The following is a 16237-nucleotide window of genomic DNA, read 5'->3' as shown; positions in this document are numbered from 1 at the left end:
TAGCCTGACTTTGCACAACAAGGCTGGATAAAGAAAGTCGATCCGCTGTAACCCAAAGACGGGTGAGCAGCCCGCACGGAGATTCGCCATGACTCAGATCGCCCGCATCAGCGACACCGGCAATGAACGCCGCCTGCAAGCCGAACGCCTGGTGGGCGCCGAGGCTTTGCAGGAAGCCCAGGCCTTGCGCTTCAACGTGTTCAGCGGCGAATTCAACGCCAAGCTGAAGGGCGCGGAGCTGGGTCTGGACATGGATGATTATGATGTTCACTGTGCTCACATCGGCGTACGCGACTTGAACACCGGGCGTCTGGTGGCGACCACCCGCTTGCTCGACCACACAGCCGCCAGCAGCCTGGGCAGGTTTTACAGCGAAGAAGAATTCAGTCTCCACGGCCTGGTCCACCTCAAAGGCCCGATCCTTGAAATCGGTCGCACCTGCGTCGACCCGGCCTACCGCAACGGCGGCACCATCGCCGTGCTCTGGGGTGAACTGGCCGAAGTCCTGAACCAGGGCGGCTACAGCTATTTGATGGGCTGCGCGAGCATCCCGATGCAGGACGGCGGCATTCAGGCCCACGCGATCATGCAACGTCTGCGCGAACGTTATCTGTGCACCGAGCACCTGCGCGCCGAGCCGAAAAAACCACTGCCTGTTTTAGATATTCCGTCCAACGTCATCGCCGAAATGCCGCCGCTGCTCAAGGCCTACATGCGCCTCGGAGCGAAGATCTGCGGCGAGCCGTGCTGGGACGAAGATTTCCAGGTGGCCGACGTGTTCATCCTGCTCAAGCGCGACGAACTCTGCCCGCGTTACGCCAAGCACTTCAAGGCGGCTGTGTAATGAGCCGCTTGCGGGTGTACGCGCGAATTGCGCGAGTATTGGTAGTGGTTGCGCTGGGCTTGAGCATGGCCAGCGTCTTCGGGCTGTTCGAGCGTTTGGGCATCGCCCATTCGATGGTCCGCCGTCAGCGCTGGTCGCGTTTCTTCATGGCGCGGCTGGCCAATGCCCTGCCCTTTCGCGTGACCGTACACGGTGAATTGCCAAAAGAATCGATGCTCTGGGTCAGCAACCATGTGTCCTGGACCGACATCCCGCTGCTGGGCATGCTGACGCCGCTGTCGTTTCTGTCAAAAGCCGAAGTGCGCACCTGGCCGGTGGCGGGCTGGTTGGCAGCCAAGGCTGGCAGCCTGTTCATCCGTCGGGGTTCGGGCGACAGCCAGTTGATCCGCAAACAGATGACCCGTCATCTGGAACAGGAGCATGCGTTGCTGATGTTTCCAGAGGGCACCACCACCGATGGCCGTTCCCTGCGTACCTTTCATGGTCGCTTGCTGTCAGCGGCAATTGATTCGCAAGTGAAACTGCAACCGGTGGCGATTCGTTATCTGCGTGAGGGTGAAGTGGATTCGCTGGCGCCGTTCATTGGCGATGATGACTTGCTCTCGCACCTGATGCGCTTGTTTGCCAATGATCGGGGTGAGGTGGAGATTCATCTGCTCAAGCCGATTGCTTGCGAAGGTCGCGAGCGTGCGGCACTGGCGTTTGAAGCACAGCAGGCGGTGCAGAAGGCGTTGTTTGGGGCGATTCCGGAGAAACAGCAGGTTCCGATGCGCCCGGCTATTGCTGCCTGAACACATACCCCTGTAGGAGCCGGCTTGCTGGCGATTGCGGTGTATCAGTCAACATCTCTGTTGAATGTTATGCCGCAATCGCCAGCAAGCCGGCTCCTACAAGGAATTATGTTGTCGGGTAGTTTTGGGCGAAGTCTTGGAGCTGCGGATAGAACAACCGAAAGTCCTCACTCAACGGTTCATACAACACCCGCAACTCCTGCATCGCCGCCGCCAACTCTTCAGGCTTGGTCAGCCGTCGCGAAATCCCCCGCAAAACCTGCTCCAGCACGTCGAACTCCCGGTAAGAACCCAGCCAGTCATTCGCCACCATGTGCGGCGCAATCCTTGCCAGCCGCTCCGGTAACTGCCGCTCGGCGGACAGCACCCGGTACACATCCGAGGTGAACTGTTCCAACGGCAGATCCGCGTACAACATCCAGTCACGCGCCAGGCAATGGTCGAAAAACACATCCAGCACGATCCCGGCGTAACGCCGGCGAGTCAGGGAAAACCGCGACAGCGACACATCCACCAACGGATGGCGGTCGGTAAACACGTCGATGCTGCGATGCAGCTGGATGGCCGTTTCGATCTCCGGGTCGAACTGCCCTTGCAGCCGTCCCTTGACGAAATCGCCATACAGACTGCCGAGCAATTGGCCGGGGCGCTGGCCACCGAGGTGAAGATGTGCGAGATAGTTCATGGGCGCCAGCTTAGCACCGCCCATGCGGGTCCTTACACACCTCGTATCGTTATAACCCGATATACCGATTTATTCGGTCGTCAGACCAAAATCATATTGGTATATCGCGAAATACCGATTTAAAGTTCGCCTCATCGCGATATAGCGTTTTACTCATCACGAGCACCAAGCCATGAATCTCGACCTCGACGAAATAATAAAAGCCCTGGCACACCCAGTACGGCGAGACATCCTCATCTGGCTGAAAGATCCAAAAACCCAATTCCCGGAACAGATCCACAACCACGAGTACGGCATTTGCGCCGGGCAGATCGATCAACGCTGCGGCCTGTCGCAGTCGACCGTGTCCGCACATTTGGCGACCTTGCAACGTGCGGGTCTCATCAGCAGCCAGAAAGCCGGTCAATGGCACTTCTTCAAACGCAACGAGGACGTGATCCAGGCGTTCCTCGACGCCATCGTCAAGGAGCTCAGCGCTCCGACAAGGAACTGAACAATGCCCCTCTCGCTCCTCATTCTGGCCTTGAGCGCCTTCGCCATCGGCACCACCGAGTTCGTCATCATGGGCTTGTTGCCCGATGTGGCGGCTGACCTCGGCGTGTCGATCCCCGGTGCAGGCTGGCTGGTGACCGGTTATGCCCTCGGCGTGGCCATCGGTGCGCCGTTCATGGCCCTGGCCACCGCGAAGCTGCCGCGCAAGGCCGCACTGGTGGCGTTGATGGGCATCTTCATCATCGGCAATCTGCTGTGTGCAGTGGCCAGTGACTACAACGTGCTGATGTTTGCCCGGGTGGTGACTGCACTGTGCCACGGCGCCTTCTTCGGCATCGGTTCGGTGGTCGCGGCAGGCCTGGTTCCGGCGAACAAACGCGCTTCGGCCGTGGCCCTGATGTTCACCGGGCTGACCCTGGCCAACGTCCTCGGCGTACCGCTGGGCACCGCGCTCGGTCAACAAGCCGGCTGGCGCTCGACCTTCTGGGCCGTGACCGTGATCGGTGTGATCGCCCTGATCGGCCTGATCCGCTTCCTGCCAGCCAAGCGCGACGAAGAGAAACTCGACATGCGCGCCGAACTGCGTGCCCTCAAAGGCGCCGGCATCTGGCTGTCGTTGAGCATGACGGCATTGTTCGCGGCATCGGTCTTCACCCTGTTCACCTATGTCGCGCCGCTGTTGGGCGAAGTGACCGGCGTCTCGCCACGCGGCGTGACCTGGACCCTGATGCTCATCGGCCTGGGCCTGACCGTCGGCAACATCATCGGCGGCAAACTGGCCGACAAAGGCCTGGCGGCGACGCTGATCGGCGTGTTCATCAGCATGGCGGTGGTCTCCACCGTTCTGACCTGGACCAGCGTTGCACTGATCCCGACCGAAATCACCCTGTTCCTCTGGGCCACCGCGTGCTTCGCCGCCGTGCCTGCCCTGCAAGTGAACGTGGTGACCTACGGCAAGGCTGCACCGAACCTGGTGTCGACCCTGAACATCGGCGCGTTCAACGTCGGCAACGCACTCGGCGCCTGGGTCGGCGGCAGCGTCATCGCCCACGGCTATGGCCTGACCAGCGTGCCACTGGCGGCCGCCGCACTGGCGGTACTCGCCCTGCTGGTGACCCTGATTACTTTCCGTCAGAACGGTAATCCCGAACTGGCCCCTGCTACCAACTGACTCACTGATACCTCACGAGGGTGCATTTCATGACGACTATTTTCGATCCGATCAAACTGGGCGACATCGAGCTCGCCAACCGCATCATCATGGCACCGCTGACCCGCTGCCGTGCCGACGAAGGCCGTGTGCCGAACGCCCTGATGGCCGAATACTACGTACAACGTGCCTCGGCGGGCCTGATTCTCAGCGAGGCCACCTCGGTCACGCCGATGGGCGTCGGCTACCCGGATACTCCGGGTATCTGGTCCAACGATCAGGTGCGTGGCTGGGCCAACGTCACCAAAGCGATTCACGGTGCGGGCGGCAAGATTTTCCTGCAGCTGTGGCACGTTGGCCGGGTGTCCCACGAGTCGTACCTGAACGGTGAAGCACCGGTCGCACCGAGCGCCATCCAGCCAAAAGGTCACGTCAGCCTGGTTCGCCCACTGGCCGACTATCCAACGCCGCGTGCTCTGGAAACCGCTGAAATCGCCGACATCGTCGACGCCTATCGCACCGGCGCAGAAAACGCCAAGGCAGCCGGTTTTGACGGCGTGGAAATCCACGGCGCCAACGGTTACCTGCTCGACCAGTTCCTGCAAAGCAGCACCAACCAGCGCACCGACAACTACGGCGGCTCCCTGGAAAACCGTGCGCGCCTGTTGCTGGAAGTGACTGATGCGGCGATCGAAGTCTGGGGCGCCGGCCGCGTCGGTGTGCACCTGGCACCGCGCGCCGACTCCCATGACATGGGCGACGACAACCTGGCCGAGACCTTCACCTACGTCGCTCGCGAGTTGGGCAAACGTGGCATCGCTTTCATCTGCTCCCGCGAGAAAGAAGCGGGCGACAGCCTCGGTCCGCAACTCAAAGAAGCCTTCGGCGGCCCGTACATCGTTAACGAACGCTTCACCAAGGACAGCGCCAACGCCTGGCTGGCCAGCGGCAAGGCTGATGCGGTCGCCTTCGGCGTGCCGTTCATTGCCAACCCGGACCTGCCGGCACGCTTGAAGGCCGATGCACCCTTGAACGAAGCGCGCCCGGAATTGTTTTACGCTAAAGGCCCGGTGGGTTATATCGACTATCCAGTGATGTAACTGCACCTGAACAAAAAAGCCCCGGGTAGAAATACCCGGGGCTTTTTATTTGGCAAACGCTCAACTCATGAAACAACATCTTCATTGCACCACAACTTGGAGCGAGGTTACTTTCAGCACTCCACACAACGTTCAAGTAATCCAACATGCAAACACAACCGGAAAACAAACTTACTTTCACACTGATACTCAGCAACTTCACAGACTCAATATACTGGAGGGATGATGTCAGCCTGGATGATACTCCACCAGCATTCCCTTCAAAAATAATGCCACTCAGCACTCAACTTATAACGATAAAGGGCAATCCACAGTTACCCCAAGTATTAATATCGAGTACGGCATTAGAAAAACCATTTTCAGCACCCAGGCCATATACACCAACTACAGTCAGGCCGTGCATATCAATACGGCTTTTCAATACACTCATCGAAAACGCCTGAATCATCGTTCACCCAAAGTTGAGTTTTTCTGGGAACACCATGCGCAGTCCATTGGGAAAGTCCCGATTTTCAGCCAGTCCTTTCTAGAAGCTACGAGTGACTGTTATCCCTACAACTACTGCATGCTCGCCGTCATCCTGAACCGATGAGCCGCAGTCCACCCAGCCTGTAAACCCACTGACCTGATCGAAAGGAATCGATATGAACAACATCAAAGAAACCAACACCCACTACGAAGACCTGCTGTCGTTTTTCAATTACACATCCATTGGTGTCCTTTACAACCTGACGCCACTGCTATTCAGTGAGGAGAATCAACAAGCGCTGGATGAGTTGATCGGGATCACCAAGATAGAACTCATCAACTTTCTTGAAGGCGTTGAGTCAGAGCACGCTCTGAACCAGAGAATAGAAGCGTGGCGACATCAGGATGAAAGTTCGAGAAACACTCGTGTGATCGTAAAACTCCTCAACAACACGCCGCACTCTTTTAACATCGCACAAACGAGCCTGCCTTTGCCCAAATCAGAGCGTCAGTCATTCCAGCTTTCTTCTCATGCCAAGACAGCATTCAAATGCGATTTCGCCTACACCTACGGTTATCCTTGGCCCAAAAACAAAGTCATGTTCAATCAGTTCGTCGACTTTATCGCTCACAACGTCGGGGTCCGTTTTGATCTCGGCATGATAATGAGCAAAGGTTTCGGCGTCATTTCGCCAACTCACAGGGCAACGGTAAAAAACACCGTCACCTCCATCGGCTCATCCGACATCAATTGCTCAACCAAAATCACCAGCATGGCAAAGGATGAACCTTTCAGCTTCGAGGTGGAAATCACGCTGGGCTGAAGCCGCGACGATTCGGGATCGCTCTCACCTTTTCACATCTGCGACACAAATTTCCTACAAAATACGTAGCTCGCTACCTGTCATCCCGGAGCCCGTGCGTATATAAAAGCACCCCATCATGACAACGCGGGCGAAGAGTCGATCTTCGCCCGCATCTATTGACAGAAACGGATCCAATTACGCATTTTGTTTCATTTGCGCAGGCTGGGGCTCAGGCGCAGCATCTCCAACCCTGTATCGACCCATCGCTCGGCTTCCAAATGCAGTTGAAAACTGTCGGGCGCCAATAGCCACTGATACAAAATGCCATCGATGTAAGCATGCAGGCTGATAGCCGCGCGGGGCGTGTCGAGGTTTTCCGGCAACTGCCCCCGATTCACTGCATTGGTAAGGGCCAGGGCGATTCGCACATTGCAATCGAGGCTGACTTCCCGGCGCTGCTGGCGCAGATCGCACATTTCATCGGTGAATTCGCACTTATGAAACAAAATCTCATTGATGCGTCGGGTTTTCGGGTCCAGGGCAACTTGATGAAACAAATGAATCAGCAGCTTGCGCATGCAACCCAGTGGGTCGAGTTCATCTTCGCTTTCACTCGCCTTGGCCATTTCGTCCAGCGGCTCATGCAACGTATCAAGCATGGCCTGCACCAGATCCGCCTTGTTACTGAAGTGCCAGTAAATGGCCCCGCGTGTCACGCCAGCCAGGGTCGCGATGTCCGCCAGCGTGGTGCGCGCTACGCCCCGTTCGTAAAAGGCTTTCTCTGCCGCTTCGAGTATCTGGCTACGGGTTTCCTGAGCTTCCTCTTTGGTACGACGGACCATGGCATACAACCTCAATCGGGGTGCTTCAGCGATGCCTGAACATCCACTGAATGAAAGTGGGGCGAACGCTCTCGGGCGTCGTCCCCGGCCTACAATTCGAACCTTTGAAACGGCTTTTGTAACGGTATGGGTACGCAGCCAAGGTATTTACAAACAACCATGAACGTAAGTATATTCCTTAGCAAGCTACTTATCCACTCAGCGCACATTTTTTACCCTTACACATTTCTTGTGCGCAATTTGCGCGCCTGACCCGAGGATTTTCATGCAATTCAAGCCAGCTGTTACCGCTCTGGTCACTGCCGTCGCCCTTGCATCGCTGCTCAGCGGATGTAAAAAGGAAGAGGCGCCACCGGCCCCTCCACCGCCTCAGGTCGGCGTTGTCACCTTGCAACCTCAAGCCTTCACCCTGACGTCCGAACTGCCGGGGCGCACCAGCGCCTACCGCATCGCCGAAGTTCGCCCTCAGGTCAACGGCATCATTCTCAAGCGTCTGTTCAAGGAAGGTGGCGACGTCAAAGCCGGCCAGCAGCTGTATCAGATCGATCCGGCGGTTTATGAAGCCACGCTGAAAAGCGCCGAAGCCAATCTGCAGCAGACCAAATCGATCTCCGATCGCTACAAGCAACTGGTCAACGAACAGGCTGTCAGCCGTCAGGAATACGACACCGCCCTGGCCAATCGCCTGCAATCGGAAGCCGCCCTGCAGAGCGCCCAGATCAATGTTCGCTACACCAAAGTCTACGCGCCACTCTCCGGCCGAATCGGCCGTTCCAGCGTGACGGAAGGTGCACTGGTCACCAGTGGCCAGGCCGATGCCATGGCGGTGATCCAGCAACTCGACCCGATCTACGTCGACGTCACCCAGTCTTCCGTAGAGCTGCTTGAACTGCGCCGCGAACTGGAAAGCGGTCGCCTGCAAAAGGCCGGCGACAACTCGGCCGCGGTCAAACTGACCCTAGAAGACGGCAGCCAGTACAAGCTGGACGGCAAGCTCGAGTTCTCTGAAGTCTCGGTTGACCAGACGACCGGCTCCGTGACCTTGCGTGCGGTATTCCCGAACCCTGATCACACCCTGCTGCCCGGCATGTTCGTTCACGCCCAGCTTCAGGCCGGCGTCAACGCCGCCGCGATCCTGGCACCGCAACAAGGCGTGACCCGCGACCTCAAAGGCACCCCGACCGCGCTGGTCGTCGGTGCGGACAACAAGGTCGAGCTGCGTCAGCTCAAGGCCAGCCGCACTGTCGGCAGCCAATGGTTGATCGAAGACGGCCTGAAGGCTGGCGATCGCCTGATCACCGAAGGACTGCAATTCGTCAAACCTGGCATTGAAGTCAAGGCCACTGAGGCGACTAACGTTGGCGCACAGAACCCGGCCCCCGCACAGGCAGCTAGCAAGGCTTCCAGCGGCAAAGGGGAGTAAACCATGTCGAAATTTTTTATCGACCGTCCGATTTTCGCCTGGGTAATTGCCCTGGTGATCATGCTGGTCGGGGCTCTATCGATCCTCAAGTTGCCGATCAACCAGTACCCGAGCATTGCGCCTCCGGCGATCGCCATTTCCGTGGCCTATCCGGGCGCTTCGGCGCAAACCGTGCAAGACACCGTGGTACAGGTGATCGAACAGCAGCTCAACGGTATCGACAACCTGCGTTATGTGTCCTCGGAAAGTAACTCTGACGGCACCATGACGATTACGGCGACCTTCGAGCAAGGCACCAACTCCGATACCGCGCAGGTTCAGGTCCAGAACAAACTGAACCTGGCCACCCCGCTGCTGCCGCAAGAAGTACAGCAGCAAGGTATCCGCGTCACCAAGGCGGTGAAGAACTTCCTGCTGGTGATCGGCGTGGTCTCGCGTGACGGCAGCATGACCAAGGACGACCTGTCCAACTACATCGTTTCCAACATGCAGGATCCGATCTCGCGGACAGCCGGCGTGGGCGACTTCCAGGTGTTCGGTTCCCAGTACGCCATGCGTATCTGGCTCGACCCGGCCAAGCTGAATAACTTCAACCTGACCCCGATAGACGTCAAAACCGCCATCGCCGCGCAAAACGTCCAGGTATCGTCCGGCCAGCTCGGCGGCCTGCCGGCCATGCCCGGCACTCAGTTGAACGCGACGATCATCGGCAAGACCCGCCTGCAGACCGCCGAGCAATTCAGCAAAATCCTGCTCAAAGTCAACAAGGACGGCTCCCAGGTTCGCCTCAAAGATGTCGCCGATGTCGGTCTGGGTGGTGAAAACTACAGCATCAACGCCCAGTTCAACGGCGCCCCGGCTTCCGGTCTGGCGGTGAAACTGGCCAACGGCGCCAACGCCCTCGACACCGCAAAGGCCCTGCGCAAGACCATCGACAGCCTCAAGCCATTCTTCCCGCAAGGGATGGAAGTGGTGTTCCCGTACGACACCACGCCCGTGGTGACCGAGTCGATCAAGGGTGTGGTTGAAACCCTGGTCGAAGCGATCGTGCTGGTGTTCCTGGTGATGTTCCTGTTCCTGCAAAACTTCCGCGCCACTGTCATCACCACCATGACGGTGCCGGTGGTATTGCTGGGTACTTTCGGCATCCTCGCGGCGTTCGGTTTCAGCATCAACACCCTGACCATGTTCGGCATGGTGTTGGCCATCGGCCTGTTGGTGGACGACGCCATCGTCGTGGTGGAAAACGTCGAACGGGTCATGAGCGAAGAAGGCCTGTCACCTAAGGAGGCCACCAAGAAATCCATGGGGCAGATCCAGGGTGCGTTGGTCGGTATTGCCCTGGTGCTCTCGGCGGTACTGTTGCCAATGGCATTCTTCGGCGGCTCGACCGGTGTGATCTACAAGCAGTTTTCCATCACGATCGTCTCGGCCATGGCCCTGTCGGTACTGGTGGCACTGATCTTCACCCCGGCACTCTGCGCCACCATGCTCAAAGCCATTCCCAAGGGTGAGCACGGCGTTCCGAAACGCGGCTTCTTCGGCTGGTTCAACCGCAACTTTGACCGTAGCGTGAAAAGCTACGAGCGTGGTGTCGGCAATATTCTGCGCAACAAGGCACCGTACCTGCTGGCCTACGTGATCATCGTCGTCGGCATGATCTGGTTGTTCATGCGCATTCCCTCCTCCTTCCTCCCCGAGGAAGACCAGGGCGTACTGTTTGCCCAAGTGCAGACCCCGGCCGGTTCGACGGCCCAGCGCACCCAGGTCGTCGTGGACGAAATGCGTGAATACCTGCTGCGCCCAAGCAAGGATGGCGGTGAAGGCGATGCGGTGAACTCGGTGTTTACCGTGACCGGCTTCAACTTCGCCGGCCGTGGCCAGAGTTCGGGCATGGCGTTCATCATGATGCGGCCATGGCATGAACGTAACGCCGACAACAATGTGTTCAAAGTCGCGGCCCGTGCCCAACAGCACTTCTTCACCTTCCGTGACGCCATGGTGTTCGCTTTCGCGCCGCCAGCGGTATTGGAGTTGGGTAACGCCACCGGTTTCGACGTGTTCTTGCAAGACCGCGCCGGTATTGGTCACGAAAAGCTGATGGCTGCCCGTAACCAGTTCCTCGGCATGGCAGCGCAAAGCAAAGTGCTGTCGCAAGTGCGTCCGAACGGTCTGAACGACGAGCCGCAGTATCAGTTGGAAATTGACGACGAGAAGGCCAGTGCCTTGGGCATTACCATCGCCGACATCAACAATACCCTGTCGATTGCTCTGGGCAGTAGCTATGTGAACGACTTCATCGACCGTGGTCGGGTGAAGAAGGTTTACGTGCAAGGCGAGCCCGGCGCGCGCATGAGCCCCGAAGACCTGAAGAAGTGGTACGTGCGCAACAGCGCCGGGACCATGGTTCCTTTCACCGCATTTGCCAAGGGTGAGTGGATTTACGGTTCGCCAAAACTGGCCCGTTACAACGGCGTAGAAGCGATGGAAATCCTCGGTTCCCCTGCTCCGGGTTATTCCACCGGTGAAGCCATGGCCGAAGTCGAGGCGCTTGCCCAGAAACTGCCGGCCGGTGTCGGCATTTCCTGGACCGGTCTGTCGTATGAAGAACGACTGGCGGGCTCCCAGGCGCCTGCGCTGTTCGCGCTGTCGATTCTGATGGTGTTCCTGTGTCTGGCGGCGCTGTATGAAAGCTGGTCGATTCCGATTGCGGTCGTGCTCGTGGTGCCGCTGGGGATTATCGGTGCGCTGATGGCCACCAGCCTGCGGGGTCTGTCCAACGATGTGTACTTCCTCGTGGGTCTGTTGACCACCATCGGGTTGGCGGCGAAAAACGCCATTCTGATCGTCGAGTTCGCCAAGGATCTGCATGAACAGGGCAAGAGCTTGCAGGAGGCTGCCATTGAGGCTTGCCGCATGCGTTTGCGGCCAATCATCATGACCTCCCTGGCATTCATTCTCGGCGTGGTGCCGCTGGCCATTTCCAGCGGCGCCGGCTCGGGCAGCCAACACGCCATCGGTACCGTGGTAATTGGCGGTATGATCACCGCCACCGTACTGGCGATCTTCTGGGTCCCGCTGTTCTTTGTCACCGTGTCGGCCATGGGTCAGCGTAAAACCGCCGATCAGGACGACGCTATCGAACCTTCTAAAGAGGCTGGCTAATGAGCAAGTCGCTACTCTCCATCGCAGTCGCGGCCTTCGTGCTGAGCGGCTGCTCGCTGATACCCGATTATCAGCAGCCTGAAGCACCGGTGGCAGCGCAGTACCCGCAAGGTCCGGCGTATTCGCCGACCCAGGCGCCTGCACAGGCCGCCGCCGAACAGGGCTGGAAGCAGTTTTTCCATGACCCGGCATTGCAACAGCTGATCCAGGTCGCCCTGGAAAACAACCGTGACCTGCGTGTCGCGGCGCTGAACATCGACGCGTTCGCGGCGCAGTACCGCATCCAGCGTGCGGACCTGTACCCGGCCATTTCGGCCAACGGCACCGGCAGCCGCCAGCGGGTTCCGGCGGATGCTTCGCAGACGGGCCAAGCGGGGATCACCAGTTCCTATTCCGCTACCGTTGGCATCAGTGCTTATGAACTCGACCTGTTCGGTCGGGTTCGCAGCCTCAGCGAAGAAGCGCTGCAGAAATACTTCGCCACTGAAGAAGGCCGTCGCAGCACGCAAATCAGCCTGGTGGCCAGCGTGGCGAATGCCTACCTGACCTGGCAGGCTGACAAAGAACTGCGCAAGCTGACTCAAGACACCCTTGGCGCGTTCGAGGAGAGCTACAAGCTCACCTCGCGCAGCAACGAAGTGGGTGTGGCTTCCGCCCTGGACCTGGCGCAGTCGCGTACCTCGGTGGAAAACGCCCGTGCGCAACTGGCCCGCTACACCCGTCAGGTCGCCCAGGATGAAAACAGCCTGGTGCTGCTGCTCGGCACCGGCATCCCGGCCAATCTGCGAGAAGCCAAGCCGCTGTCTGATGACCTGCTGAGCGACGTACCGCCCGGCCTGCCGTCGGACCTGCTGCAACGTCGTCCGGACATCCTTCAGGCCGAATACAACCTGAAAGCGGCCAACGCCAACATTGGCGCGGCGCGCGCTGCGTTCTTCCCGAGCATCAGCCTGACCGCCAACGCCGGTACCTTGAGCCCGGACCTGTCCGGCCTGTTCAAGGGTGGTTCGGGCACCTGGTTGTTCCAGCCGCAAATCAACCTGCCGATCTTCAACGCCGGCAGCCTGCGCGCCAGCCTGGATTACTCGAAAATCCAGAAAGACATCGGCGTGGCGAACTACGAGAAGTCCATTCAAACGGCCTTCCAGGAAGTCGCCGACGGCCTGGCCGCCCGCCAGACCTACACCGAGCAATTGCAGGCCCAACGTGATTTCGTCACCGCCAACCAGGACTACTACCGCCTGGCCGAGCGTCGTTATCGCATTGGCGTCGACAGCAACCTGACCTTCCTCGATGCCCAGCGTCAGCTGTTCAGTGCCCAGCAGGCACTGATCACCGACCGTCTGGCGCAACTGACCAGCGCCGTGAATCTGTACAAGGCACTGGGCGGTGGCTGGAATGAGCAGACGGCGAAAGTCGAGCCGCTGAAAGAAGAAGCGCCGAAGCTGAAGTTGTTCTGATCGAGCTGCTGTAAACACGAAGCCCACCGTTTGGTGGGCTTTTTATTGGCTGCGGGGAAAGGTGTGCTGGCAATACTGGCGCCATCGCGAGCAAGCCCGCTCCCACATACGACCGAGTTCTTCCATCAGGAATGCGGTCAAATGTGGGAGCGGGCTTGCTCGCGATGCGGCCGGCACAGGCAACCCAAAACCGGACCCATCTTACGTTCGATAACCGCCCAAAACCCGCTTTTACCAATTGAACCATCCAGTTCATTCCCCGCACCATTCGCCACACAAAACCAATAACAACAGGTTCGACACCATGCCCCCGCGCCCTGCCCTGTCCGGCTGATCTCGCCCCCGTTTCATTTGAATTCGAATTTTTTGTCTGCAACCCGGCGGTTGCGGCATCAACCCGTTTCATCCCCAAGAATCAGAGAGACCCGAGCACATGACCCCTTCCACTGCGCAGTACGTCTTTCCCGGCCTGATCGCCATCGCACTGACTGGCATGGCCCTGCCCGCCACGGCCGAAGAGTCAGGTTTTGTCGAAGGTGCCAAGGTCAACCTCAACCTGCGCAACTTCTACATCAACCGCAACTTCACCAACCCGACCAAGGCGCAGGGCAAGGCTGAAGAGTGGACACAAAGTTTCATCCTCGACGCGAAGTCCGGGTTCACCCAGGGCACCGTCGGGTTCGGCATGGATGTGCTGGGGCTGTACTCGGTGAAACTCGACGGCGGCAAAGGCACCGGTGGCACGCAACTGCTGCCGCTGGACCACGACGGTCGCCCGGCAGACAGCTTCGGTCGCACCAACGTGGCGTTCAAGGCCAAGCTGTCGCAGACCGAAGTGAAGGTCGGCGAATGGATGCCGGTGCTGCCGATCCTGCGTTCGGATGATGGGCGCTCGTTGCCACAAACCTTCCGTGGCGGCCAGATCACCTCGAAGGAAATCAATGGTCTGACGCTCTACGGCGGCCAGTTCCGCCAGAACAGCCCCCGTGACGACAGCAGCATGAACGACCTGTCGATGACCGGCAAAGCGGCGTTCACCTCCGACCGCTTCTACTTCCAGGGCGGTGAATACCTGTTCAACGAAAAGCGCACACAAATCGGCCTGTGGAACGCCGAACTCAAGGACATCTACAGCCAGCAATACGTCAACCTGATTCACACGCAACCCATTGGCGACTGGACCCTGGGGGCCAACCTCGGTTTCTTCTACGGCAAGGATGACGGCAGTGCCCGCGCCGGTGATCTGGACAACAAGACCTGGTCTGGGTTGCTTTCGGCCAGATACGGCGGCAACACCTTCTACGTCGGCCTGCAAAAACTCACCGGCGACAGCGCCTGGATGCGGGTCAACGGCACCAGCGGTGGCACCCTGGCCAACGACAGCTACAACTCCAGTTATGACAACGCCCGGGAAAAATCCTGGCAGGTGCGTCACGACTACAACTTTGTCGCGCTCGGTATTCCCGGCCTGACCCTGATGAACCGCTACATCAGCGGCGAAAACGTGCACACCGGCACCGTCACCGACGGCAAGGAATGGGGACGCGAAAGTGAACTGGGCTACACCGTGCAGAGCGGTGCGCTGAAGAACCTGAACGTCAAATGGCGCAACTCGACCATGCGCCGCGACTACAGCAACAACGAGTTCGACGAGAACCGGTTGATCGTCAGCTATCCGATCAGTTTGTTGTAAACCTGCAAAATCCTGTAGGAGCCGGCTTGCTGGCGATAGGATCGGCGCGGTCTGCCTGACAAACCGCGTCGTTCATATCGCCAGCAAGCCGGCTCCTACAGGTTTGTGGTGTTTGGTCTATTCCCGGGATTCAACCCCCAACTCATCCCAAACCGATTCCGCCAAATGAAACGTCGCATTCGCCGCCGGGATGCCGCAGTAGATTGCGCTCTGCATGATGACTTCTTTGATCTCGCCACGGGTCACGCCATTGTTGGCCGCGGAACGCAGGTGAAGTTTGAGTTCGCCCTCCCGGTTCATGCCGATCAGCATCGCAATGGTGATCAGGCTGCGGGTGTGGCGCGGCAAACCCGGACGGGTCCAGATGTCGCCCCAGGCGTGGCGGGTGATCATTTCCTGAAACTCCGAGTTGAACTCGGTCAGCGCGTTCAGGCTGCGGTCGACGTGTGCGTCGCCGAGCACGGCGCGGCGGACGTTCAGGCCCTCGTCGTAACGTTGTTTCTCGTCCACAGCAATCCCCTCAATCAGCTGACAGAAACGCCAGCACTCGGTCACTGAACTCAGCACCGGCCTGAACGTTGGACAGGTGTGCGGCGTAGAACTCGGCGTACTCGGCGCCCTGCACCTTTTCCTGGATGAAGTGCCCACCGGACGGCGGGGTCACGGCGTCTTCAGTACCGGCGATCACCAGCAGCGGCACCTTGATCGAGGACAGCTGATCACGGAAATCGGCATCGCGTACCGCCGCACAATTGGCCGCATAACCTTCTGGCGAAGTGGCTACGAGCATGTCGGTAATCTTCTTGGCCGCCGCAGGATTGGCTTCGGCAAAATCCGCGGTGAACCAGCGCGCAATCGACGCATCGCGCAGCGCGACCATGGCCGCCGCGCCGTCACGCAGCACGGTTTCGATGCGTGGGTTCCAGATCGACGGATCGCCGATTTTCGCCGCGGTGTTGCACACCACCAGTTTGTTCAATCGATCACCGGCATGGATGCCCAGCCACTGGCCGATCAAGCCCCCCATCGACAGGCCGCAGAAATGCGCTTTATCGATGTGCAGCGCGTCCAGCAACGCGAGCACGTCACGGCCCAGTTGCTCGATGCTGTACGGCCCCGGCGTGACCAGCGATTTGCCGTGCCCGCGCGTGTCGAAACGCAGCACCCGGAAATGTTCGGTGAACGCCGCAATCTGCGCGTCCCACATGTGCAGGTCAGTGCCCAGCGAATTGGACAGCACCAGCACCGGCGCGTTTTCAGGCCCATCGAGTTGGTAATTCAGTTCGCCCTCGGCGAGTTGTACGAAAGCCACAGCAAT

General features: G+C 58.9%; 15 protein-coding genes. 10 read left to right on the top strand and 5 right to left on the bottom strand.

From position 1 onward, the window contains the following. Positions 1–88: 88 nt before the first annotated feature. Both olsB and FBY04_RS26520 read left to right on the top strand, forming a co-directional pair. The gene (olsB, locus tag FBY04_RS26525; protein WP_084321729.1) at positions 89–844 is read left to right on the top strand and encodes an L-ornithine N(alpha)-acyltransferase; all 756 of its coding nucleotides are present in this window, start codon (positions 89–91) and stop codon (positions 842–844) included. Continuing rightward, positions 844–1635 (top strand): 1-acyl-sn-glycerol-3-phosphate acyltransferase, encoded by a 792-nt coding sequence (locus FBY04_RS26520; RefSeq protein WP_084321730.1) that lies wholly within the window; start codon positions 844–846, stop codon positions 1633–1635. The genes olsB and FBY04_RS26520 overlap by 1 nt, the downstream gene beginning before the upstream one ends. 106 nt (positions 1636–1741) lie before the next feature. Here FBY04_RS26520 and FBY04_RS26515 read toward each other — a convergent pair whose 3' ends face one another. After that, positions 1742–2320: an ACP phosphodiesterase gene (locus tag FBY04_RS26515; protein WP_145318059.1), complete on the bottom strand. Its 579-nt coding sequence runs from the start codon at positions 2318–2320 to the stop codon at positions 1742–1744. 172 nt (positions 2321–2492) lie between these two features. Between FBY04_RS26515 and FBY04_RS26510 the strand changes: the two genes are divergently transcribed. Genes FBY04_RS26510 through FBY04_RS26500 form a run of 3 tightly spaced genes read left to right on the top strand, consistent with a single transcriptional unit; the run spans position 2493 to position 5062 of the window. After that, positions 2493–2813 (top strand): helix-turn-helix transcriptional regulator, encoded by a 321-nt coding sequence (locus FBY04_RS26510; RefSeq protein ID WP_084321731.1) that lies wholly within the window; start codon positions 2493–2495, stop codon positions 2811–2813. Between the two features lie 3 nt (positions 2814–2816). Then, positions 2817–3983, top strand: a complete 1167-nt coding sequence (locus FBY04_RS26505; RefSeq protein ID WP_084321732.1) for an MFS transporter — start codon at positions 2817–2819, stop codon at positions 3981–3983. A gap of 29 nt (positions 3984–4012) precedes the next feature. Next, on the top strand, positions 4013–5062 hold the full coding sequence (locus tag FBY04_RS26500) for an alkene reductase (RefSeq protein WP_084321733.1): 1050 nt from the start codon (positions 4013–4015) through the stop codon (positions 5060–5062). 283 nt (positions 5063–5345) lie between these two features. Here the strand turns inward: FBY04_RS26500 and FBY04_RS32475 are convergent, their stop codons facing one another. Then, the gene (locus tag FBY04_RS32475) at positions 5346–5492 is read right to left on the bottom strand and encodes a hypothetical protein (RefSeq protein ID WP_178118331.1); all 147 of its coding nucleotides are present in this window, start codon (positions 5490–5492) and stop codon (positions 5346–5348) included. Positions 5493–5706: 214 nt separating this feature from the next. Here FBY04_RS32475 and FBY04_RS26490 point away from each other — a divergent pair, with 214 nt between their 5' ends. Then, positions 5707–6354, top strand: coding sequence for a hypothetical protein (locus FBY04_RS26490; protein ID WP_145318056.1), 648 nt, complete (start codon positions 5707–5709; stop codon positions 6352–6354). Positions 6355–6545: 191 nt separating this feature from the next. Here the strand turns inward: FBY04_RS26490 and emhR are convergent, their stop codons facing one another. Beyond that, entirely contained in the window at positions 6546–7178 is a 633-nt protein-coding gene (gene emhR / locus FBY04_RS26485; RefSeq protein WP_084321736.1) for an efflux system transcriptional repressor EmhR, read from the bottom strand. A gap of 265 nt (positions 7179–7443) precedes the next feature. On the opposite strand from emhR, the gene emhA reads away from it, so the two are divergent. From emhA to FBY04_RS26465, 4 genes are all read left to right on the top strand, one after another. Then, positions 7444–8601 carry an efflux RND transporter periplasmic adaptor subunit EmhA gene (gene emhA / locus FBY04_RS26480; RefSeq protein ID WP_084321737.1) on the top strand — a complete coding sequence of 386 codons (1158 nt, stop codon included), beginning with the start codon at positions 7444–7446 and terminating at the stop codon, positions 8599–8601. A 3-nt stretch (positions 8602–8604) separates the two neighbouring features. Then, positions 8605–11766 (top strand): efflux RND transporter permease subunit EmhB, encoded by a 3162-nt coding sequence (emhB, locus tag FBY04_RS26475; RefSeq protein WP_084321738.1) that lies wholly within the window; start codon positions 8605–8607, stop codon positions 11764–11766. Next, positions 11766–13226 carry an efflux RND transporter outer membrane subunit EmhC gene (gene emhC / locus FBY04_RS26470; protein ID WP_084321739.1) on the top strand — a complete coding sequence of 487 codons (1461 nt, stop codon included), beginning with the start codon at positions 11766–11768 and terminating at the stop codon, positions 13224–13226. Before emhB ends, emhC begins: the two co-directional genes overlap by 1 nt. Positions 13227–13659: 433 nt before the next feature. Then, on the top strand, positions 13660–14919 hold the full coding sequence (locus FBY04_RS26465) for an OprD family porin (protein ID WP_145318053.1): 1260 nt from the start codon (positions 13660–13662) through the stop codon (positions 14917–14919). A gap of 117 nt (positions 14920–15036) precedes the next feature. Here FBY04_RS26465 and pcaC read toward each other — a convergent pair whose 3' ends face one another. Beyond that, the gene (pcaC, locus tag FBY04_RS26460) at positions 15037–15429 is read right to left on the bottom strand and encodes a 4-carboxymuconolactone decarboxylase (protein ID WP_084321741.1); all 393 of its coding nucleotides are present in this window, start codon (positions 15427–15429) and stop codon (positions 15037–15039) included. Between the two features lie 10 nt (positions 15430–15439). Continuing rightward, the gene (gene pcaD / locus FBY04_RS26455) at positions 15440–16231 is read right to left on the bottom strand and encodes a 3-oxoadipate enol-lactonase (protein WP_145318050.1); all 792 of its coding nucleotides are present in this window, start codon (positions 16229–16231) and stop codon (positions 15440–15442) included. Positions 16232–16237 lie beyond the last annotated feature (6 nt).

The sequence above is a fragment of the Pseudomonas sp. SJZ080 genome, from assembly GCF_007828295.1.
Classification (GTDB): domain Bacteria; phylum Pseudomonadota; class Gammaproteobacteria; order Pseudomonadales; family Pseudomonadaceae; genus Aquipseudomonas; species Aquipseudomonas migulae_A.
The sequence above is the reverse complement of the archived record's forward strand: the minus strand, read 5'-3'. Positions and strand labels throughout refer to the sequence as shown.